The organism is Xanthomonas sp. WHRI 10204 (genome assembly GCF_040202875.1).
Taxonomy (GTDB): Bacteria; Pseudomonadota; Gammaproteobacteria; order Xanthomonadales; family Xanthomonadaceae; genus Xanthomonas.
In genome coordinates this window covers 768,292-790,215 of record NZ_JBEGDW010000001.1, presented here as the reverse complement: position 1 = coordinate 790,215, position 21,924 = coordinate 768,292, and the positions used below count along the sequence as shown (strand labels likewise).

Here is a 21,924-nt window from a genome sequence, read left to right as displayed (position 1 = left end):
TCAAGATGCCGGTAGCGCCCACATGACAACCGGCGCCGGTTATTGCCCGCTGCCAGCGGAAGCGGCATCCACCGCCACCCAGCCCACTACCTCGTCCGCCGTGGGGCTGCGGTAACGCAGCTTGATGCGCATGCCATCCGCGCTGACATCCAGCGCATCGGCGCGATCGCCCTGCACCAGATACCGCCGCGTGCTGGCCGCGGTTGGCGTGGCATACAACGGCAGCCGTGCCACCTGCACCCGCAGTTGCACGGGCATCGGCGACTCCAGCGTTTCGCCGATGGCGGTGGCGACCACACCGCCACGCGCGTCGAAGGTGGACCACACCGACAACGGATAGGCGTCGTCGCCATCGCGCCCCAGCAGCGACTGGATGTCTGGCGATTCGATCGGTTGCTGCGAGCGATACACATACAGCCGGCCATCGCTGGCATAACGATACTGGTCGCTGTACCACATCGGCCCGCTGCGGCAGGCGCTGGTCAGACTCCGGTCCTTGGCGTCGGGGGTCAGATTCCACAACCCGTCGCACTGCACCGCCGGGCGCGTGGGCGCAGCCAGTGGCCGGAAGCGCCGTTGCACCGGGTCGAAGAGGAACACCAACGTCGCCTCGTTGACCTGGCCCAGCATCGCGGTGACCGCAAGATCGCAGTGCCCATCGAAGTTGTAGTCGTCGCTTCGGACGCTACCGCCGCCCTCGCCGTCATCGACATTGGCGTCCAGCCATTGCTCGCTGCCGCCCGGCGACAGCACCACGTGCAGGCGCGCGCCCACCAGGCTGGCGGTTGCGTGCGTCGTCGCATCGATCGCCACCTGCATCTGGCCGTCTGCTGCCGCCGCGGTAAACCCCAGCAGGCCGAGCGCTGCGCCCAATGCCACGCGCATGGCCGCGCTATCGGGACGCAGCCCGTCGCGCCGTTGCATCTCGCGCATGCGCACCGAGCGGCTCAGAACGACACATCCACCGCCTGCCGCGACCACAACACCGACTGATGCCCGGTGGCCTGCTTCCAGGCCAGCCGAATCGCTTCGATGTCGTTGCGCCGCTGCGGGGTGTCTTCATGCAGGATCACCAGCACCTTGGTGCCGAGCCGGTTCGGCTCCTTGGCGCCGCGGAACAGCCACTGGCCGTAGGCATCGAACACCGTCAGCCCATCCGGGAAGCGTGGGGTCACTTCCTTGTCCAGAAACGCGCGCCACTGCGTCTCGTCGATGGTGCGGGTCTGCGGGCGATCGGCCGGGCCGGTCTCTTCGCCCACGCCAAAGTAGAGCTCGCTGCGAATCCAGCCACGCGCATCGCCGGGACGTTGCGCATCGCCCTGCATGCTGGCGGTGGTAGTCGCCGCAGCGGGCGTCTTGCCCGGCGTGGTGACGCAACCAGACAACGCCAGCACGGCGGCGATCAACACGGACGGCAGCAACTTCATCGAGTTCTCCAACGGTTTCAGGGGGACTAAAAAAACAGCAATACACACGTGGCACGCCGCAGTCGGCGCGCACAGTGGCGGGCGTCATGCGGCAAGTGTACGAGCGGCACTGCTGCGGGCGTTACGCCAGTGGCGCTAGCACTCATGCGGCCGCGCTATCAGCACATGCAGGGGCGCGCACCGTGCCATCTCGCGCAGGCCTGAACAACGCGATAATATCTCTCCATCCGGATGAATGTGGAACAGTCCGCCCCCTTGCGCACCAGTCCGGCCGGACGCCGGCCCTGCGGCGCGTTTGCAGTTGCAGGAGAGAGAGCATGACCCGCCCCACCCTTTCGATGATCGGCCTGGCTGTGGCCGCTGCATTGAGCGCCAACGCGCAGGCCCAGCAGGCCGATGCCGGCGCCACCACTCTGGACACGGTAATCGTCACCGGCACCCGCGCCAGCGACCGCACCGTGCTGGAATCGACGGTTCCGGTGGACGTGCTCACTGCCGAAGATATTCGCAAGGCCGGCGTGGTCAACGGCGAGCTGGGCAGCGCGCTGCAGGCGCTGCTGCCGTCGTTCAATTTCCCGCGTCAATCCAATTCCGGCGGTGCCGATCACATCCGCGCCGCACAGTTGCGCGGGCTCTCGCCCGATCAGGTGCTGGTGCTGGTCAACGGCAAGCGCCGCCACACCTCGGCATTGGTCAATACCGACAGCAAGATCGGCAAGGGCACCACGCCGGTGGATTTCAACTCCATCCCGATCAACGCGATCAAGCGCATCGAAGTGCTGCGCGACGGTGCCGGCGCGCAGTACGGCTCCGATGCCATTGCCGGTGTCATCAACGTGATCCTGGACGACAATCCCGAGCGCGGCGAACTGGAAGCCAGCTTCGGCGCCTACAACACCGATGTGGCACCGATCGATCGCCGCGTCACCGACGGCCAGACCAGTTACGCCAGCGCCAAGGTCGGCTCGCTGCTGGGCGATGACGGCGGCTTCTTCAAGGTCGGCCTGGAATTGAAGAATCGCGAAGCCACCAACCGCGCCGGCTTCGATCAGATCCCGCCGTTCGAAGAGCAGACCCCGGCCAATCTGGCCCTGGCCGGCCGGCGCAATTACGTGCTCGGCGACGGCGCCACCAAGGGCCTGAACGCTTGGCTCAATACCAAGATTCCCTTCAGCGCCAGTGGCGAGTTCTACGCCTTCGGTACGTACAACCAGCGCGACACCGAAGGCGCCAATTACTTCCGTTACCCCGACAGCAGCGCCAACTGGCGCGAGATCTACCCCAACGGCTACCGGCCGATTTCCGAAGGCGAAAATCGCGATCTGCAACTTGTTGCCGGCGCACGTGGGCAGTGGGGCAACTGGGATTACGACGCCAGCGTCAACTACGGCCGCAACGACTTCACCTACCGCCTGCGCAACTCGCTCAATGCCTCGCTCGGCCCGGGCAGCACCACCGCGTTCAAGACCGGTGATTTTGCGTTTTCGCAGACCGTGGGAAATTTCGATCTGACCCGCGTGTTCGACATTGCCGGCGCCACCCATACCTTCGGCACCGGTGCCGAATTCCGCCGCGAGCAATACCGCACCCATGCCGGCGACCCGGCCAGCTACGCCGCCGGCCCGTTCACCGACCGCCCCACCGGCTCGCAGGCCGGCGGCGGGCTCACCCCACAGGACGAAGCCGATCTGTCGCGCAATGTCGCCAGCGCCTATGCCAACGTCTCCAGCCAGTTCGGTGAAAAATTCTCCACCGACCTGGCCGGTCGCTACGAGCATTACCAGGACTTCGGCAGTCAATGGACCGGTAAATTGGCCGCGCGCTATGCGTTCGCCCCGGCATTCGCGCTGCGTGGCGCCATCTCCAACAACGTGCGCGCGCCATCGCTGAGCCAGATCGGTTACGAAGCCACTTCCACCGGTTACGACGCCGCCGGCCGGCTGACCCAGGGCCGCTTGCTGTCGGTCAACAACCCGATCGCCCGCGCGCTCGGCGCCACCGATCTCAAGCCAGAAAAGTCGGTCAACTACAGCCTGGGCTTCACCAGCAAGCTGGGCGATCACTTCGACCTGTCGCTGGATTTTTTCCAGATCGATATCGACGACCGCATCGCCTTGTCCGAAGACATCACCGGCGACGCCCTGACCAGCTTCGTGCAGCAGAACTTCGGCGTCACCGGCGTGCAGAGCGCCAGCTATTTCCTCAACGCCGCCGATACCCGCACACGCGGCGCCGAGCTGGTCGCCAACTGGCGCCAATACGCGTTCGGCGGCGACCTGCTGCTGACCGGCACCTACAGCTATGCCAAAACCGAGCTGGAAAACATCATCGCAACACCCGCGCAATTGCTGGCCTTGAACCCGGACTACGTGCTGTTTGGCGTGGAAGAAAGCAACACGCTTACCGATGCGGCACCACGCACGCGTGCCGCGCTGGCCGCCAACTGGAGCAACCAACACTGGAACCTGCAGACGCGCGTGAACCGCTACGGCAGCGCCACCCGCGTGTTCGACTTCGGCGGCGGCTTCGTGCCACGCCAGACCTATGGCGCCGAATGGCAACTGGATCTGGAAGCCGAATATCACCTGGGCACACAGTGGACGCTGGCCATCGGCGGGCAGAACATCCTGGACAACTACTCGGACCGCTCCATCGACGATATCGCCTATTTCGGCAACCTGCCTTACGACGTGCTCTCGCCGATCGGCAGCAATGGCGCGTACTGGTATGGGCGGGTGCGGTATACCTTCTGAGCAACAGCGCAGGCTGCAAACGCCCTTTCCCCTCAGGAGCGTGCTCTAGCCCCTCTCCTGCGGGAGAGGGGTTGGAGTGAGGGTACGGGCGAAGCTCCTGTGCCCTTCCAACTGCACGAGGCTTCGCCCGTACCCTCATCCGGCGCTACGCGCCACCTTCTCCGAGGGAGAAGGGAAGAACACCGCGGCTACCGCTTTAGCCCCTCTCCTGCGGGTGAGGGGTTGAGGTGAGGGTACGGAGCGAAGCCTCCGTGTCGTTCCAACTGCACGAGGCTTCGCACGTGCCTCAGCCGGCGCTACTCGCCACCTTCTCCCGAGGGAGAAGGGAAGAACACTGCGGCTACCGCTTTAGCCCCTCTCCTGCGGGAGAGGGGTTGGGGCGAGGGTACGGAGCGAAGCCTCCGTGTCGTTCCAACTGCACGAGGCTTCGCACGTGCCTCAGCCGGCGCTACGCGCCCCTTTCTCCCGACGGGAGAAGGATAGGCAGTTGCACGTGTCTACCAACACCCACTGCCGTTCCATAACCTGAATCTCACACCGGTTTGCGCACACTAGCGCAATGGCAGACGCGCATTCCCCCCTTCCGTCGCCGCCATTGCTGGACGATGCCTGCGCATTGTTTCTGGACGTGGACGGCACCCTCATCGACTTTGCCGACAGCCCCGAGGCCGTGCGGCTATTGCCCGAGGTACGCGAGGCAATTGTCCAGCTGAGCGAGCGCCTCAACGGTGCCATCGCCTTGGTCAGCGGACGTCCGCTCGTACAGCTCGATGCCTTGTTCGCACCACTGCTGCTGCCGGCCGCCGGCCTGCATGGGCATGAGTTGCGCAGCGATGTTGCCGCACGTGCCGCCATGCCGCAGGACACTTCTGCATTCCTGCATGGCCTGCATCAACGCGCTGCGGCGCTGACGCATAAACACGCAGGCGTGCTGGTCGAGGACAAAGGCGTGAGCGTTGCGCTGCATTGGCGCGCGCAACCGGACGCCGGCCCCGATGTGTTGGCCTTCGCGCAGGACGAAATCGCCCAGCTCTCCGGCTATCGCCTGCAGCCGGGCGACCACGTGGTCGAATTCGTGCCCGAAGGCAGCAACAAGGGCCTGGCCGTCGAACAACTGATGCAGACCGCCGCATTTGCAGGCCGCACGCCGGTGTTTGTCGGCGACGACCTCACCGACGAATTCGGCTTCGATGCAGCCAATCGCTTAGGCGGCTGGAGCATTCTGGTCGGCGATCGTGCACAGACCAGCGCGCGTTTTCGCGTCGACGGCACTGCCGCTGTGCACGCGTGGCTGCAACACAACGCGCGCCACGCATCACCGTAGGCGCGCTTCCTTTCGCTACTTACAGGATCGTTTGCACCTCATGACCGAGCCAAATCTGGATCTGGGCGTCATCGGCAATTGCAGCTTTGGCGCATTGGTCGATCGGCAGGCACGCGTGGTGTGGAGCTGCCTGCCCGCCTTCGACGGCGACCCGGCCTTTTGCAGCTTGCTGTCGCCCAAGACCGAAGGCGGCGATTTTGCGGTGGAGCTGGAAGACTTCGTCAGCAGTGAGCAGCACTACCTACCCAACACTGCCGTGCTGCGCACCGTCTTGCGCGATAGCCACGGTGGCGAAGTGGAAGTCATCGACTTCGCACCGCGCTGGCGCAATAACGGCCGTTTTTACCGGCCCGTCAGCATCATTCGGCAGATTCGCCCGCTCGCTGGCAACCCGCGCATCATCGTGCGTGCGCGCCCGCTCGCCGACTGGGGTGGCCGTACGCCCGATACCACCTGGGGCAGCAACCATATCCGCTGGGTGTTGCCGGAATTCACCTTGCGCCTGACCACCGACGTGCCGGTGCGCTTCGTGCGCGACGGCTTGCCGTTCGTGCTCAGCCACCCGGTGAGTCTGGTGCTGGGCGTGGACGAATCGCTGACCCGCTCGCTCACCGGCTATGTGCAGGAAGCGCAGGAACGCACCGAAGAATATTGGCGCGAATGGGTACGCTATCTGTCCATTCCGCTGGACTGGCAGGAGGCGGTGATCCGCAGCGCGATCACGCTCAAGCTGTGCCAGTACGAAGATAGCGGCGCCATCATCGCCGCGATGACCACGTCCATTCCGGAAGCGCCGAATACCCCGCGCAACTGGGATTACCGGTATTGCTGGCTGCGCGACGCCGCGTTCGTGGTGCGTGCGCTCAACCGGCTCGGCGCCACGCGCACGATGGAGCAGTTCATCGGCTACATCTTCAATATCGCCACTGCCGACGGCACCCTGCAGCCGCTGTACGGCATTGGCTTCGAATCGCAGCTGGAAGAGCATGAAGTCGACACGATGGAGGGCTACCGTGGCATGGGCCCGGTGCGGCGCGGCAACCTGGCGTGGATCCAGCAACAGCACGATGTCTATGGCAGCGTGGTGTTGGCCTCGACGCAATTGTTCTTCGATCTGCGTCTGAAGGATCAGGGCGACGCCGACACCTTCCGCCGGCTCGAACCGCTGGGCGAGCGCGCCTATGCGCTGCACAACGTGCCCGACGCCGGCCTGTGGGAATTCCGCGGCCGCGCCGAAGTGCACACCTACACCGCCGCGATGTGCTGGGCCGCGTGCGATCGCTTGTCGAAGATCGCCGACCGACTGGCCTTGCCCGAGCGCAGCGTGTATTGGCAGCAGCGCGCCGACAGCATTCGCGAGCGCGTGTTGGCCGAAGCCTGGAGCGAAGAACGCGGCCATTTCACCGACACGTTCGGTGGCCATCGTCTGGATGCGTCGCTGCTGTTGCTGGCCGACATCGGCATCGTGGATGCCGACGACAGCCGCTTCGTACGCACGGTCGAAGCGGTCGGCCGGGTGCTCAAACATGGCGATGCGCTGTATCGCTACATCGCGCCCGACGACTTCGGCGAGCCGGAAACCAGCTTCACCATCTGCACGTTCTGGTACATCGATGCGCTGGCCTCCATCGGCCGCAAGGACGAGGCACGTGAATTGTTCGAGCGCATTCTGTCGCGCCGCAATCACCTCGGCTTGCTTTCGGAAGACCTATCGTTCGAAGACGGCGAAGCCTGGGGCAATTTCCCTCAGACCTATTCGCATGTCGGTTTGATCATCGCAGCGATGCGCTTGTCGCGGAGCTGGCAGGAGGCGTCATGAGTCGTTTGGTGGTGGTATCCAATCGTGTTGCAGTGCCCGGCGAAAACCGTGCCGGCGGCCTTGCAGTCGGGTTGTTGGCGGCGCTCAAGGAGCGCGGCGGCATGTGGTTCGGCTGGAGCGGCAAGACCGCGCGCGGCGACAGCGGCGGCATGCACGAGCAGACCGAAGGCGACATCACCTTCGTCACCATGGACCTCAACAAGCGCGACATCGATTCGTATTACAACGGCTTTGCCAATCGCACGTTGTGGCCGTTGCTGCACTTCCGGCTGGACCTGGTCGATTACGACCGCGCCAAGCGCGAAGGCTATCTCCGCGTCAATCGCCTATTCGCAGAAAAGCTGGCGCCGCTGCTGAAAGACAGCGACACCTTGTGGATTCACGATTACCACATGATCCCGCTCGGCGCGATGCTGCGCGAGCTGGGGGTGGGCTGCAAGATGGGCTTCTTCCTGCATGTGCCGATGCCGTCGGCCGATTTGATGCAGGCGATGCCCGATCACGCGCGCTTGTTCAGTACCTTTTATGCCTACGATCTGGTCGGCTTCCAGACCCAACGCGATGCCGAGCGCTTCAAGGCGTATGTACGCCTGTTCGGTGGCGGCCGCATTCTGGACGGCGATCTGGTCGAAGGCCCGGGTGGGCGGCGCTTCACTGCCTCGTCGTTCCCGATCGGGATCGACACCGATCTGATTGCCAATCAGGCAAAAGCATCCGTCAGCAAGCAAGCCGTGCGCGATCTGCGCGAGAGTCTGCGCGGGCGGCAGCTGGCCATCGGTGTGGACCGCTTGGATTACTCCAAAGGTCTGCCGGAACGCTTCCAGGGCTTCGAGCGTTACCTGGAGCGCTATCCGGATCAATCCGGCAGTCTGACCTATCTGCAGATCGCACCGGTATCGCGCGGCGATGTCACCGAATATCGTCAATTACGCGGGCAGCTGGAACAGATCGCCGGCCACATCAATGGCGGACATGCGGGGCCGGACTGGACGCCGCTGCGCTACGTCAACCAGAACTTCAGCCATGCAACATTGACTGGTTTCTATCGGGCCGCATCGGTGGGCCTGGTAACGCCATTGCGCGATGGCATGAATCTGGTCGCCAAAGAATTTGTGGCCGCGCAGGACCCTGAAAATCCCGGTGTCTTGGTGCTGTCGTTGCTGGCCGGCGCGGCGGACGAAATGAAGGAAGCGCTGCTGGTCAATCCGCACGATCTGGACGGTGTGGCCGATGCAATTGCAACGGCAGCCAGCATGCCGCTCGCAACGCGCATCGAGCGCTGGCGGGCGATGATGGATCATCTGCGCAAGAACAACATCAACCACTGGCGCCAGCGGTATCTGCAGGCGCTCGCAGACGCCTAAGCTTTCCTCAGTGCGGGGGAATGTACGCAGACTCGCTGCGTGCATTGCCTTCTCCCTGCGAGAGGCTGGATACATTCCCTTCTCCCTCCGGGAGAAGGTGCCCGAAGGGCGGATGAGGGTACGGCAGTCACGCGAGCAATCCGACATTGTGCTCGATGGACTGTCGCAGCCCCTGCTTGAGCGCCGCGCTTTGGAGCGAGCGACGTACTCTGGATTGAGCACTGTGCTCTGGATTCACCGTGGTGCTGAAGTGCCCGCATTTTTTTTGCCAATCCCAAATCCCAAATGCAAAATCCTGGCTTCAAACGCCGTCGCCTGACGCAATCCGGCGCGATACGGCCGCACCGGTGCCCTGCGCTCTTCGCCATGCGCGGCGCGGCGCACAAACTCGCTGCATGCATTTCCTTCTCCCTCCGGGAGAAGGTGCCCAAAGGGCGGATGAGGGTACGGTTACAAGGGATTTCCGGCAGGTGCACTTGTAGCCATGCGGGAATTTCAAGCACAGCTTTAAGCCACAGCGCTCTAGGGCACAGCGAAGTCAAAGGCTTCCACGCCCTTCAGGCGCGGGTGGCTTTTTCGGCCACGCATGACTGCGGTGCTCGGCTTGCTTTTTCGAAAGCGACAGCGCCTCTCGCATGCATCACTGGTCAGGTATCACCGCGCATCAACCGAAATTGTCAGCGTCCTTCGCTGCACTGCTCAAATTCCACGCAAATTCGGTACATCCGAGCTGCAGGTTGGAACAATGGTTCCTATTCCGTCACGGACAGGCGGCGCTCAGGGGTCTAAAATATTCACATGATTAGCGCTGAGGACCCTGGGAGGGGCTGCGCGTTCATATCCAAGGTCGTCGGCAGCCTTTGCCAACGGGTGACCTCTCTCCCTCCACGACTTGTCGCCGGTGCATGCCGCCCAAGTCCTTCCTGATATCTCAAAATGACTGATCAATCCTCAAAACGTGGGCTAGGCACCTGGTTGCTGGTGGCCTATGCAGTGGTGATCGCCGTGCTCGGTGCGGTGCTCGCCTACGAAGGCGGCCGCCTGGTCGCCGTCGGCGGTTCCTGGTACTACCTGCTCGCAGGTATCGCGCTGCTGCTGGCCGGCGTGTTGCTGGCGCTGGGCAAGCGTGCCGGCCTATGGCTGTTTGGCGCCACGCTGGCCGCCACCATCGCGTGGGCGCTGTGGGAAGTGGGTCTGGATGGCTGGGGCCTGGTCCCGCGTCTGGCCTGGATGTCGGTGCTGGGCCTGGTACTGCTCCCGTTCTGGGGCGTGGCGCGTCGGCGCATGCAGCCGTTGTCCGGCGCAGGCTATGTCGTGGTGACCGGTGTGCTGCCGATCCTGGGCGCAGCGCTGATCCTGTGGCCACTGTTTATGCCGCGCAATGTGGAACTGGCCGACGCATCCAAGCAGCCGGCGGACAACGCCACCGCCTTCAGTCGCGGCAGCGTGCCCAGCCCGGACGGCAATGTCGCTGCCAATCACGACGCCAGCAACTGGACCGCGTATGCCGGTTCCAACCTGTCCAATCACTACACCCCCGGCGCGCAGATCACCCCGGACAACGTGAAGAACCTCAAGGTGGCCTGGGAATTCCATACCGGCGATCTGAAGCCGGCCGGCTCCAAGCTGGGCTACGCCTTCCAGAACACCCCGCTCAAGATCGGCGACCTGCTGTACATCTGCACCCCGACCCAGAAGGTGATCGCGGTGGAAGCGGCCAACGGCAAGGAGCGCTGGCGCTTCGACCCGCAGACCAACCCCAAGGCGATGGCCGGTGTGGCCGCCACCACCTGCCGTGGCGTGTCGTACTACCAGGCGCCGGAAGGCACTGCCGACTGCCCGACGCGAATCTTCTGGCCGATGGTCGATGGTCGCCTCGGCGCGCTGGACGCGCAGACCGGCAAGTTGTGCACCAGCTTCGGCAACAACGGCTATGTGGACCTCAATGCCGGCACCGGCAACACCAAGCCGGGCTTCGTCGGCCCGACCTCGCCGCCGGTGGTGATGCGCGGCGTGGTGATCCAGCCGACCGGCCAGGTGCGTGATGGTCAGGAAGGCGATGCGCCGTCGGGCGTGGTGCGTGGCTTCGATGCCCTCACCGGCCAGCTGCGCTGGGCCTGGGATCTGGGCAACCCGGCGATCACCGCCGAACCGCCCGCTGGCCAGACCTACACGCGTTCGACCCCGAACGTGTGGTCGCTGATGGCAGCCGACGATGAGCTGGGCCTGGTGTATCTGCCCACCGGCAATGCGTCCGGCGACTTCTTCGGCAAGGGCCGTACCCCGCAGGATGAGGAATACACCGCCTCGTTGGTCGCCGTGGACGCGGCCACCGGCAAGGAGCGCTGGCATTTCCGTACCGTCAACCACGACCTGTGGGATTACGACATCGGCCCGCAGCCGAACCTGGTCGATTGGCCGGTCGCCGGCGGCGGCACCCGTCCTGCAGTGATCCAGGCCACCAAGTCCGGCCAGGTGTTCGTGCTGGATCGTGCCACCGGCGCGCCTTTGATGCCGGTCAAGCAGATGGCCGTGCCGCAGGGCACCGACCATGGCGACTGGACCGCTGCCACCCAGCCGATCTCGCCGGGCATGCCCAACACCGTGGGCGCGCCCAGCCGCGAAGTCGAAACCATCATCGAATCCGATGCCTGGGGCATGACGCCGTTCGATCAGCTGGCCTGCCGTATCCAGTTCAAGCAGCTACGTTACGAAGGCATGTTCACCCCGCCGACGCTGCAAGGCTCGCTGGCGTTCACCGGCAACCACGGCGGCATCAACTGGGGCGGCGTTTCGGTCGATCTGCAGCGCGGCATCATGGTGATGAACAGCAATCGCCTGCCCTACACCTTGCAGGTCTATACCCGCGAGAAAATGAACGAACTCGGCGTCGTGTCGGTGTTCGACGGCAAGAGCAAGACCCCCGGCTACATGGCGCAGAAGGGCCTGGCCTATGGCGCCCGCAAGGAGCCGTGGATGTCGCCACTCAACACCCCGTGCGTCGCCCCGCCGTGGGGCTACATCTCCGGTGTGGATCTGCGCACGCAGCAGGTGCTGTGGCGCCGTCCGCTCGGCACCGGCTACGACCAGGGCCCGATGGGCATCCCGTCCAAGACCAAGTTCGAGATCGGCACGCCCAACAACAGCGGCTCACTGGCTACCGCCGGTGGCGTAACTTTCATCGGCGCAACCCTGGACGACTTCATGCGCGGCTTCGACACCCGCACCGGCAAGCAGGTCTGGGAGACGCGCGTGCCGGCCGGCCCGCAGGCTGCCCCGTTGAGCTACACCATCGACGGCAAGCAGTACATCGTGGCCGCGGTGGGTGGACACGACCGCATGGAAACCAAGTCCGGCGACAGCGTCATCGCCTGGGCCTTGCCGGACGCTGCACCAGCGGCGCCGGCGAAGTAATCGCCAGCCCTTTTGGGCAGTGACACAACAGACCGGCCGTCGCGAGACGGCCGGTTTTTTTATGGGCGGCCTGTCGATTGGGCGGATCGTCGTTGTCCGGATGCGGCGGAGCATGTGTGTGCGGTCCGAACATGTGGTTCCGGCAGCACGCCTGAATTGCACGGTGTTGCGTCCGCCGATGACAGGTGTGCCAAAACTGCGGTTTGACCGACGGGCCATCTGCATCGCACCGAGCCGTGTCGGATGGAGGTCTTTCCGAAGTTCTTCGGGTCGCTGCCTTTCAAGTTCTCCTGCTGCGATTTCCCGACACCGGTGCACTGCCATGGCTGTGGTTTGTGCCCGCTCCGCTTTCAGCGCAAACCCGACACCGGCAACAGTGCAACGCGCGCTAGTCGCGCTGCCAGATCAGAGGGAAGCAAATCGCCCATCTGCATTCCATCGGAGCGCGGAACTGCGCGACCTCACAACAACTCAAATTCACGTGAAATTTACAATCAGGAACACCGCTTCGGGGCAGCTGCGAGCTGCTCAAAAACATACGCACCGCAACTGAAAACGCTTCCAAATCAACCACATCAGCTTTTTACGTGGTCCGCAGCACGCATTCCGACAAACGGTCCTTTCACACCATCATGATTCGGGCTCGGCCGCCGATACCCCATTGCAGCCCACTCCTGCCGCACACCGTTCCCCCTTTCCCAGAACACTAGTCGGACTCAGCCTATGTTGCCTTCACACGATGCCGCACCCGTTTCCCGCCCGCCGGCGGACGCAAACGTTGCGCGTACCACCTGGACTGCATGGATGCCCGCTGCCGCTCACCTCGGGCTACTGGCCTTGCTGACGTTCTATGCCGCCACGCTGGTGCCCGGCGGCGTCGGTAGCGCGTTCGCGAAGCTGTTCCCGGCCTTGCTGGTGCTCGGCGCGGCCAGCGTCGGCCTGTGGTGGTGGGCGCGTCGTCGCAACAGTGCGCAGCTGCAGCAGGCAGTGAGTGCCGTCGCTGCGCTGGGCGAAGGCCGCTTTCAGCGCCTGGACGCGCGTACCGCCTCCGGTGAACTGGCACCGCTGCTGCGCACGTTGCAGGCGACCCAGGACAAGCTGGCCATCCGCATCGACGTGATGGAACAAGGCCTGCGCCATGGGCAGTTCGTGATCAAGGCACTCGACGATCTGGACACCATGATCCGCATCGCCGACGACGACGGCCAGGTGCTGTTCGCCAACCGCAAGCTGCTCGCGATGCTCAAGCTGATCGAGCCGGATGTGCAGAGCTTCCGCCCCAGCTTCCATGCCGAGGGATTCGTCGGCGGCAGCATCGGCGACATCTACCCGGACAGCCAGGCCGCCATCGACCGCATGCGCGCGTTGAACGCGTCCAAGGCCGTGCGCGCCCCGTTCTTCGGGCGCCAGATCGACTTCGTATACAGCCCGATCATCGCCGCCGACGGCACCAAGCTGGGCACCATCGCGCAGTGGATGGACGTCACCGCGCAGGTCAACGCCGAGCAGGCGCTGATCCAGATCATCGATGCGGCATCGGCCGGCGATTTCAGTCGCCGCATGCAGGTCGACGGCATGGATGGCGTGCTGCTGTCGCTGGCGCAAGGCATCAACCGCATCTACGACTCGGTGGAAACCCACCTGGCCGCGTTGGCACGCGTCATCAGCGCGATGGCCGAAGGCGATCTCACCCAGCGCGTGGACGGCGATGCGCACGGCATCTTTGCGCGTCTGCGCGACGACACCAACCAGACCGTCGCCCGTCTGACCGAAATCATCGGCGGCATCCAGACTGCATCGGACACCATCCGCCAGGCTGCGGTGGAAATCGCCGCCGGCAATACCGATCTGTCCGAACGCACCGAGCAGCAGGCGGCGAATCTGGAAGAAACCGCAAGCTCGATGGAAGAACTCACCTCGACCGTGAAGCAGAATGCCGACAGCGCGCTGCAGGCCAACCGCCTGGTGGTGGGCACCGGTGAAGTGGCGCAAAGCGGCGGCCAGGTGATGGACGATGTGGTCGCCACCATGAGCCAGATCAGCACAGCCTCGCGCAAGATCGGCGAGATCATCGGCGTCATCGACGGCATCGCGTTTCAGACCAATATCCTGGCGCTCAATGCCGCGGTGGAAGCGGCACGTGCCGGCGAACAGGGCCGCGGTTTTGCGGTCGTCGCCTCCGAAGTGCGCGCATTGGCGCGGCGCTCGGCCGATGCGGCAAAAGAGATCAAGACGCTGATCGCCGACTCCACCGACAAGGTGGAGCTGGGCTCGGGGCTGGTGCATCGTGCCGGCGCGACCATGCGCGAGATCGTCGGCTCGGTCAAACACGTCACCGACATCATGAGCGAGATCACCTCTGCCAGCGCCGAGCAGTCCAGCGGCATCGAACAGGTCAATCGCACCGTCGCACAACTGGATGAGGTCACCCAACGCAACGCCGCGTTGGTGGAAGAAGCCACCGCCGCCGCACGTAGCCTGGAAGAACAGGCGGTGGAACTGGCCGATGCGGTCTCGATCTTCCGCCTGCAGCCTGCGCACAGCGGCAACTCGAACGTCGTGCGCGCAAGTTTCGGAAACGCGGCGGCATAAACCGTAGGAGCGCACCCGGGCGCGACGAAGCTTTATCGGTAACGCCCCATCGCGCCCAGGTGCGCTCCTACGCAAAGCAAGCGTGCGTGTCTTCCATCCTCGATCCGGCACGCACAGCCACAAACAACACGCCAAATCGAAGCGCCACCCCACAGATGAACCAATCTTCGTAGGAGCGCACCCGGGCGCGACGAAGCTTTATCCGTAACGCCCCATCGCGCCCGGGTGCGCTCCTACGCCAAGCAAGCGTGCGTGTCTGCCATCGTTGGTCCGGCACGCAAAGCCACAAACAACACGCCAAATCGAAGCGCCACCCCACAAATGAACCAATCTTCGTAGGAGCGCACCTGGGCGCGACGAAGCATTACTGGTAACGCCCCATCGCGCCCAGGGGCGCTCCTACGCCAAGCTGGCTTCGCAGCGGAGAGGGCTAATCCAGGAACCGCGCACGCTGCTCGGGTGTGGGTAGCATGCAGTGCTCGGTACGCCCGAACCAGCGATAGCGATTGCGCGCGATCAGGCGATAGCCGATGTCGCGCAAGCCACGTGGGACCAGGCGCAACAGTGCAAACAAGCGCCAGACGCCACCCAACCCGGCCAGCACGCGCACGATCGCATCGCTGTCGGTCCATGCACCGGTGTCGTCCACCAGCAAAAAAGACAGCGGATCATCGGGATCCAGCCCGTGCTGCTGCAACAGCGCGCGCCCGGCGTGCCCCTGCATCGCGGCAAAGCGATAACGCCCAGGTCGATCGTGGCGCAGCAGCAACGTGACCCAGCCATTGCACAGCAGGCACACGCCATCGAACACGATGGTTGCCGGCGCACTGCGCGCATCAACCTGCGGCGATTCAACCTGGCGCAAGCCAACCCTCGTAGCGAATGAACGGCCCGACCAGCGGCAGGTGCACGTCGACGAAAAATCCATAGCGGCCAGCGTCGGCATGCTCGCGGCAACGCACCTGCTCGAACCAGCGCGCAGGCAGCGGGATCCAGCCGAATGCCCACACGCGCGTGGCCTGCCAGTACAACGCGTCGGCATCGGCACGCAGCGCGAATTCGAAGCGCACCGCGCCCAGGTGCTCGCGCAGTGCATCGCCGTGGCGCCATAACCGTGAATACATCGGCAACCCGGCAAACCGCCGATGCCAACGCTCGCCGTGCGCATCGACCAGAAACTCCACTTCGACATCCACCTCGCCACTGCGCGGCAACCGGCTCAGCAACGCCAGCAACGGCACCAACGCATGACGACCGCGCTGGATCTGCGCCCGTCCGCCAAAGGTCTGCCGCTGCTGCACCGAGTGCAGCGCGCGCACCGGCGCAGGCAGCTGCGCGAACGCATCCTGGCCGAGTATCTGCGCGAACAATGGCGTGTTCAGGGCGCGATCCAGGCCAGCGTGGCCATGCGTCCGCTGCGCCGGTCGCGGCGGTGCGAGAAGAAGCGTTGCGGATCGGAAATGGTGCACAGCCCGCCGCCATGGATCGCGCTGGCCGGCACGCCGGCACGCTGCAAGCGCTGGCGCGCCAGTGCATACAGATCCACCTGCCAATGCCCCGGCCGCGTGGCGCTGAAGGCGTCCTGCGCCTGCGCATCGTCGGCGACGAAGGCATCGAAGACGTCCTGCCCGATTTCATATGCCTGCGGTCCTGCTGCCGGCCCCAGCCATGCGATCAACCGCGACGCAGGCGTGCGCATGGCGGCCACGCTGTGCTCCAGCATGCCGTCGGCCAACCCGCGCCAACCGGCATGCGCGGCCGCCACTTCGCTGCCATCGGCCGCCGCCAGCACCACGGGCAGGCAATCGGCAGTGAGGATCGCCAGCACCACGCCAGGCACAGCGGTGACGGCCGCATCGGCAATGGGTTCAGACGCAGCTGGCGGGAGATCGCCCGCGCCATCCGACCGCGCATCGGATGCAAGCAGCGGCGCCTCGACGCGCACCACCTCGACGCCGTGCACCTGCCGCAACCAGTGCGGCGCGCTCGGCAACGCCAGCGCTTCGACCAGCAGTGCCCGGTTGCGCTCCACCTGCTCGGGCGTATCGCCCTCGGGGCTATTGCGGTTGCCCAGATTGAGCGTGTCGAACGGCGGCAGCGAGCCGCCCAGCCCATAGCGCAATGTAGTCAGCGCCTGGATGCGTGGCGGCGCAGGCCAGTCGGCCGGCAGGATGCAAGGCGCGGCCACTGTCACTTCAGCGGCGTGCCAGCTCGGCGGCACGTGCGCTGTCTTCACGCAGCGCGGTCATCAGCCGCTGCAGGTCGGCCGGCACCGGTGCGGTGGCGCGCACCGGCTCGCCGCTGACCGGATGCAGGAATTCCAGCGTTTCGGCATGCAGCGCCTGGCGCTTGAAGGTGCGCAGCTCGTGCACCAGCTCGTCGGTGGCGCCCTTGGGCAGCTTGAGCGCGCCGCCGTACAGCGGGTCGCCAACGATCGGCGACTTCAGATGCGCCATATGCACGCGAATCTGATGGGTGCGCCCGGTTTCCAGGCGGCATTCCAGCGCGGTATGCGCGCGGAAGCGTTCGCGCAGCCGGTAATGGGTGACCGCGTCGCGACCGTCGTCGCGCACCGCCATCTTGAGGCGATCGCGTGGATGGCGGTCGATCGGCGCATTCGCGGTGCCGCCGGACACCAGCGCACCGACCACCACCGCCAGATACTGGCGATGCACATCGCGCGCGGACAGCTGTTCCACCAGCGCCGTCTGCGCCTGCACGGTCCGCGCGACCACCATGACGCCGCTGGTTTCCTTGTCCAGACGATGCACCACGCCGGCGCGCGGCACCGCCGACAACGCGGGGTCGCGGAACAGCAGCGCATTGACCAGGGTGCCGTCCGGGTTGCCCGCGCCTGGGTGTACGACCAGGCCGGCCGGCTTGTCGATTACCAGCACCTGGTCGTCTTCGTACAACACGTTCAGCGGGATGTCCTGCGGGGCGGCATGGGTCTGGGTTTCCAGCACCACTTGCAGCTGCACGCTCTCGCCGCCGCGCAAGGTGTCGCGCGGACGCGCCATTTCGCCATCCAGCAGCGCATCGCCGGACTTGATCCACTCCGACAGCCGCGAGCGCGAGAATTCGGGGAACAGCTCGGCCAGCACCGCGTCGAAACGGCGCCCTGCGGCGTTATCGGGCACGATGGCCTGACGGATGGACGGGTCGATGGGGTCGGCAGATGGGTCGGACATGGACACTGGCACTCAGGCAAAAACGGGAATTTAGGGGTCCGGGAGGCAGGAGTCAGTCGCCGGACAGGCCACTAGGCTATCATCGCGCTTTCGTTTTCCTGACGCGTCCTTCCCAGACCCATGATCCGACGGTCCACGTTTTCCGCGCCTGCGCGCCTGATTGCCCTCATGCTGGTCATGGCGTTTGTCGTCACCGGCTGCCACCGCGGCGCCAAGGACAAGAATCCCGATGAGGGCATGCCGGTCGAGCAGCTCTATGGCAAAGGCCACGGCCTGATGGAGAAAGGCAACTGGGCTGGCGCCGAAGCCAGCTACAAGCGCCTGATTGCCCAGTACCCGTATGGTCCGTACACCGAGCAGGCGATGATCGAAAGCGCCTACGCTCAGTACAAGGCCGGCAAGCACGACGACACGGTGTCCAGCGTCGACCGCTTCATCCGGACCTATCCCACGCACCGCAACATCTCGTACCTGTACTACCTGCGCGGGCTGGCCAACAGTAACCGCGACACGGTGTTCCTGCGCCGGGTGTGGTCGCTGGACCCAAGCCGCCGCGATCTGTCGTCGCCGCAGCAGGCCTACAACGACTTCAATACGGTCACCGACCGCTATCCCAACAGCCGCTACGCGCCCGACGCGCGCAAGCGGATGATCGAGCTGCGCGACGTGTTCGCCCAGCACGAGCTGGATAACGCGCTGTACTACCTGCGCCGCAACGCCTGGGTGTCCGCAGCCGGCCGCGCCAACTATTTGCTGGAAACCTACCCGCAGAGCGCCTATCAGTACGACGCCGTTGCCGTGCTGGCGGAGGCCTACACACACCTGGGCAACAAGACCCTGGCCGCAGACGCGCGACGCGTGCTCGAACTCAACAGCCCGCAGCACCCGTGGCTGACCGGCAATTGGCCGAAGTACCCCTGGGCGATCCGCAAGCTCAACCCGTTTGCTGGCGAGAAGTCCGCCGCTACCGGTCAGCGCAATGCACAGATGAGCCGCGACTGAGACTTGCAGTCACTGCCGAATACATAAGGGGCCGAAAGGCCCCTTTTTCATGCCTGAGAGGTCGGTGCGGCAAGCCGCCGTAGCAGTGAGCGCTCCCCACTGCGGTAGCGTCTGTGCGCGTGTGCTCGCTCCCTGTGCCGGCGTACCGCAAGCCCGCGCGCGCGTCCCGTAACCGGCGCCAGATCACCGAACCGGCGCGCTGGCCTGCCTATACTAAAGCCTTAGAGCAGCTAACAAAACGACTGTGCTCATCGCCAGGCGGGCGCGGCCGATTCTCGGAGTCGGCATGTACCACGCATACACTCCGGTTCCTCCGCGCCGTCCACACTCACCTGACGACTGCTCGGGACGGTTTGTTAGCCGCTCTTAGGAAGATCCGACTCCCCGCCGGCGCCAGCCAAGGAGGCCGCATGTCTCGTCTCATCGCCCTATTTTTGCTCGCGGTGTCGCTGGCAACACTGAGCACGGTCTCAGTCGCGGCCCCGATCGTCTACGGCGTCAACGCCCACGACAATCGCCCCGGCTACCCCATGACCCAGGCCGAGGCACGCTTCAAACTGCTGGCCGCACGCAATCTGCGCAGCTACCGCTTCGATGTGGATCCGCGCGATTACGCAACGCTGGATGCCCTGGTGCCACTGGCGCGTCAGTACGGCATCACGCTACGCCCGATGGTCTACCCGATGTCGCGCGAGATCGGTTACCAACTGGCACGTCGCTATGCGGCCGACATCAAGGTCTGGGAGATCGGTAACGAACAGGACCTGGTGCGCGCCGAAGCCGATGCCCGCATCGCCGCGATGACCACCATGTATCTGGGCATGCGCCAGGCCTCCAACGAACTGGGCGCGGGCCTGCGTTTCACCATCAACATCACCGCCTGCAACAGCGACGACCGCAGCGCCAACGCGCGTTGCCCAGGCGACCGCAATGGCTCGCTGTGGTTTCTTGCCAAGGCCAAGGCCGCCGGTTTCGACTTCGACCACATCAGCTTCCACTACTACGCCTTCCACCACGATGCCGGCTACTGGACGGACTTGTACCTGGGCCAGCTACGCACCGCCGCGAAGACCTACAACACGCCGGTGTTCTTCAACGAGCTGAACTGCGCCGAGGTCTACACCGGCAACACCACCGGCGGCGTGGAAGGCGATCGGGGTTGCTTCGACAGCCTGGCGCAGCTGCTGCGCAACGTGCGCGCCAACTATGCCGACGTGGTCGCCGAGATCAATGTCTACGAGTTGCTGGACCAGACCACCATCCAGGGCGCAGAAGGCCATTTCGGCCTGATGTACGACCTGACGCGACCCAAGCCGACTCTTGAGTTGCTCACCCGCTTCGCGCAACCGCCGGCCACCGCAGCGATGGCCGACGCGCCGGGTTACTGACCGGAATACCCGTTGGTGATCGGGTAACGCCGCTCGCGACCAAACGCGCGCCGCGAGATCTTCGGCCCGGGCGCGGCCTGATGGCGCTTCCATTCGTTGATCCGCACCAGGCGCAGCACGTGTTCGACGGTGTCGGCCGCATAACCGGCGGCAACGATCTCGTCGCGCGACTGCTCCTGGTCGACATAGCGGTACAGGATGCCGTCCAGCACATCGTAGGGCGGCAGCGAATCCTGGTCGGTCTGGTTGTCGCGTAGCTCGGCCGACGGCGGGCGCGAGATCACCGCCGGTGGAATGACTGGCGCACCGCCGACGGTATTGCGCCATTTCGCCAGGCCGAATACTTCGGTCTTGTAGAGATCCTTCAGCGGCGCGTAGCCACCGCACATGTCGCCATAAATGGTGGCGTAGCCCACTGCGTATTCGCTCTTGTTGCCGGTGGTCAGCAGCAGCCCGCCGAATTTATTGGACAGCGCCATCAGGATCACGCCACGGCTGCGCGACTGCAGATTCTCTTCGGTGACATCCGGCTGGGTACCTTCGAACATCGGACCCAGCGCGGCGAGCAAACCTTCGAAGGCCGGCTCGATCGCGATGGTTTCCAGCTTCACGCCCATCGCACGGCATTGCTCCTCGGCCAGATCGTTGGACAGACCGGCGGTGTAGCGCGACGGCAGCCGAACCGCGGTGACGTTATCGCCACCCAGCGCATCGACCGCCATCGCCAGCACCAACGCCGAATCGATACCGCCGGACAGGCCCAGCCACACCTTGCTGAAGCCGTTCTTGCGACAGTAATCCTGCAGGCCACGCACCACCGCGCGCCAGGCGAGCGCGTCCATGCTCTCGTCGCCATCGTCCACCCAGACCACCGGGGTGAAGCGGCGTTCGCCGGCGGCGTAGTCCACCACCAACCATTGATCGACAAAGGCGGCAGCGGCCGGATGCACGGTGCCGTCGCCATCGGCCACCACCGAGGCGCCGTCGAACACCAGCGCATCCTGGCCGCCGACCACGTTGAGATACGCAATCGCCGCCCCGCTCTCGCGCGTGCGCTCTGCCAATAGCGCATCGCGCTGCGCGTGCTTGCCGCGCTCGTACGGCGAGGCATTGGGGACCAGCACCAGCTCGGCGCCGGCGTGCACGGTTTTGGCCAGCGGCTCGGCGAACCACAGGTCTTCGCAGATCACCACACCCACCTGCACGCCCTTGACCGTGACCACGCAATTGTCGCCATCCGGGTCCACATCGAAATAACGACGCTCGTCGAACACCGCGTAGTTGGGCAGCTCGCGCTTGCGGTAGGTCGCTTCGATGCGGCCATCGCGCAACACGCTGGCCGCGTTGTAGACCACGCTACCGGCGCTTTGCGGCCAGCCGACCACGGCGACGATGCCGCGCGTACTCGCCGCAATGCGCGTCAGTGCTTGTTCGCAGTGCGCCAAGAACCCCGGACGCAGCAGCAGATCTTCCGGCGGGTAGCCGCTGATCGCCAGTTCGGGAAACAGCACGATGTCCGCCTCGAACTCGTCGCGTGCCGTGGCAATGAACTCGATGATGCGATCGGTATTTTTTGCCACCGCCCCAACCGGGAAGTCGAACTGGGCCATGGCGATGCGGAGGATCTGGGACATATCGGCAGCCTTTTGC

General features: G+C 64.9%; 15 protein-coding genes and 1 other RNA gene. 9 read left to right on the top strand and 7 right to left on the bottom strand.

Annotated elements, in window-relative coordinates:
- Positions 1-39 precede the first annotated feature (39 nt).
- Complete coding sequence (locus ABQZ00_RS03460) at positions 40-981, bottom strand: XAC2610-related protein (protein WP_503064235.1); 942 nt, start codon at positions 979-981, stop codon at positions 40-42.
- A complete protein-coding gene (locus ABQZ00_RS03455; protein ID WP_323537591.1) occupies positions 948-1,427 on the bottom strand; it encodes a DUF3574 domain-containing protein in 480 nt (159 codons plus the stop codon). The genes ABQZ00_RS03460 and ABQZ00_RS03455 overlap by 34 nt, the downstream gene beginning before the upstream one ends.
- A gap of 317 nt (positions 1,428-1,744) precedes the next feature.
- On the opposite strand from ABQZ00_RS03455, the gene ABQZ00_RS03450 reads away from it, so the two are divergent.
- The 6 genes from ABQZ00_RS03450 to ABQZ00_RS03425 all read left to right on the top strand — a co-directional run bounded on the left by ABQZ00_RS03450 (position 1,745) and on the right by ABQZ00_RS03425 (position 14,693).
- A complete protein-coding gene (locus ABQZ00_RS03450) occupies positions 1,745-4,180 on the top strand; it encodes a TonB-dependent receptor plug domain-containing protein (RefSeq protein WP_115554418.1) in 2,436 nt (811 codons plus the stop codon).
- A gap of 559 nt (positions 4,181-4,739) precedes the next feature.
- The gene (otsB, locus tag ABQZ00_RS03445; protein ID WP_323537592.1) at positions 4,740-5,504 is read left to right on the top strand and encodes a trehalose-phosphatase; all 765 of its coding nucleotides are present in this window, start codon (positions 4,740-4,742) and stop codon (positions 5,502-5,504) included.
- Positions 5,505-5,544: 40 nt separating this feature from the next.
- A complete protein-coding gene (locus tag ABQZ00_RS03440; RefSeq protein WP_323537593.1) occupies positions 5,545-7,323 on the top strand; it encodes a glycoside hydrolase family 15 protein in 1,779 nt (592 codons plus the stop codon).
- The gene (gene otsA / locus ABQZ00_RS03435; protein ID WP_055848926.1) at positions 7,320-8,687 is read left to right on the top strand and encodes an alpha,alpha-trehalose-phosphate synthase (UDP-forming); all 1,368 of its coding nucleotides are present in this window, start codon (positions 7,320-7,322) and stop codon (positions 8,685-8,687) included. Before ABQZ00_RS03440 ends, otsA begins: the two co-directional genes overlap by 4 nt.
- Positions 8,688-9,662: 975 nt before the next feature.
- Positions 9,663-12,101 carry a membrane-bound PQQ-dependent dehydrogenase, glucose/quinate/shikimate family gene (locus ABQZ00_RS03430; protein WP_323515654.1) on the top strand — a complete coding sequence of 813 codons (2,439 nt, stop codon included), beginning with the start codon at positions 9,663-9,665 and terminating at the stop codon, positions 12,099-12,101.
- A 723-nt stretch (positions 12,102-12,824) separates the two neighbouring features.
- Entirely contained in the window at positions 12,825-14,693 is a 1,869-nt protein-coding gene (locus ABQZ00_RS03425; protein ID WP_323537594.1) for a methyl-accepting chemotaxis protein, read from the top strand.
- Between the two features lie 430 nt (positions 14,694-15,123).
- Here ABQZ00_RS03425 and ABQZ00_RS03420 read toward each other — a convergent pair whose 3' ends face one another.
- From ABQZ00_RS03420 to rluD, 4 genes are read right to left on the bottom strand one after another with little or no spacing between them, the layout of a single operon-like run.
- Positions 15,124-15,558: a thiol-disulfide oxidoreductase DCC family protein gene (locus ABQZ00_RS03420; protein WP_323537595.1), complete on the bottom strand. Its 435-nt coding sequence runs from the start codon at positions 15,556-15,558 to the stop codon at positions 15,124-15,126.
- Positions 15,545-16,051: a DUF4166 domain-containing protein gene (locus tag ABQZ00_RS03415; protein ID WP_323537907.1), complete on the bottom strand. Its 507-nt coding sequence runs from the start codon at positions 16,049-16,051 to the stop codon at positions 15,545-15,547. The genes ABQZ00_RS03420 and ABQZ00_RS03415 overlap by 14 nt, the downstream gene beginning before the upstream one ends.
- Before the next feature lie 20 nt (positions 16,052-16,071).
- The gene (pgeF, locus tag ABQZ00_RS03410) at positions 16,072-16,887 is read right to left on the bottom strand and encodes a peptidoglycan editing factor PgeF (protein WP_323537908.1); all 816 of its coding nucleotides are present in this window, start codon (positions 16,885-16,887) and stop codon (positions 16,072-16,074) included.
- A 1-nt stretch (position 16,888) separates the two neighbouring features.
- Entirely contained in the window at positions 16,889-17,884 is a 996-nt protein-coding gene (gene rluD / locus ABQZ00_RS03405) for a 23S rRNA pseudouridine(1911/1915/1917) synthase RluD (protein WP_055848915.1), read from the bottom strand.
- Between the two features lie 120 nt (positions 17,885-18,004).
- On the opposite strand from rluD, the gene ABQZ00_RS03400 reads away from it, so the two are divergent.
- From ABQZ00_RS03400 to ABQZ00_RS03390, 3 genes are all read left to right on the top strand, one after another.
- Positions 18,005-18,886 carry an outer membrane protein assembly factor BamD gene (locus ABQZ00_RS03400; RefSeq protein ID WP_055848912.1) on the top strand — a complete coding sequence of 294 codons (882 nt, stop codon included), beginning with the start codon at positions 18,005-18,007 and terminating at the stop codon, positions 18,884-18,886.
- Positions 18,887-19,172: 286 nt separating this feature from the next.
- A non-coding RNA gene (locus ABQZ00_RS03395) (sX9 sRNA) lies at positions 19,173-19,248 on the top strand.
- Positions 19,249-19,296: 48 nt separating this feature from the next.
- Positions 19,297-20,274, top strand: a complete 978-nt coding sequence (locus ABQZ00_RS03390; protein ID WP_323537596.1) for a glycoside hydrolase family protein — start codon at positions 19,297-19,299, stop codon at positions 20,272-20,274.
- Here ABQZ00_RS03390 and ABQZ00_RS03385 read toward each other — a convergent pair.
- Positions 20,268-21,908 (bottom strand): NAD+ synthase, encoded by a 1,641-nt coding sequence (locus tag ABQZ00_RS03385; protein ID WP_055848907.1) that lies wholly within the window; start codon positions 21,906-21,908, stop codon positions 20,268-20,270. The genes ABQZ00_RS03390 and ABQZ00_RS03385 overlap by 7 nt on opposite strands.
- Positions 21,909-21,924 lie beyond the last annotated feature (16 nt).

What these genes read in the sequence shown, in the direction of transcription:
- ABQZ00_RS03455 (WP_323537591.1), bottom strand. Translation starts at nt 1,427, where the DNA reads ATGAAGTTGCTGCCGTCCGTGTTGATCGCCGCCGTGCTGGCGTTGTCT.
- ABQZ00_RS03450 (WP_115554418.1), top strand. Translation starts at nt 1,745, where the DNA reads ATGACCCGCCCCACCCTTTCGATGATCGGCCTGGCTGTGGCCGCTGCA.
- otsB (WP_323537592.1), top strand. Translation starts at nt 4,740, where the DNA reads ATGGCAGACGCGCATTCCCCCCTTCCGTCGCCGCCATTGCTGGACGAT.
- ABQZ00_RS03440 (WP_323537593.1), top strand. Translation starts at nt 5,545, where the DNA reads ATGACCGAGCCAAATCTGGATCTGGGCGTCATCGGCAATTGCAGCTTT.
- otsA (WP_055848926.1), top strand. Translation starts at nt 7,320, where the DNA reads ATGAGTCGTTTGGTGGTGGTATCCAATCGTGTTGCAGTGCCCGGCGAA.
- ABQZ00_RS03425 (WP_323537594.1), top strand. Translation starts at nt 12,825, where the DNA reads ATGTTGCCTTCACACGATGCCGCACCCGTTTCCCGCCCGCCGGCGGAC.
- rluD (WP_055848915.1), bottom strand. Translation starts at nt 17,884, where the DNA reads ATGTCCGACCCATCTGCCGACCCCATCGACCCGTCCATCCGTCAGGCC.
- ABQZ00_RS03400 (WP_055848912.1), top strand. Translation starts at nt 18,005, where the DNA reads ATGATCCGACGGTCCACGTTTTCCGCGCCTGCGCGCCTGATTGCCCTC.
- ABQZ00_RS03390 (WP_323537596.1), top strand. Translation starts at nt 19,297, where the DNA reads ATGTCTCGTCTCATCGCCCTATTTTTGCTCGCGGTGTCGCTGGCAACA.
- ABQZ00_RS03385 (WP_055848907.1), bottom strand. Translation starts at nt 21,908, where the DNA reads ATGTCCCAGATCCTCCGCATCGCCATGGCCCAGTTCGACTTCCCGGTT.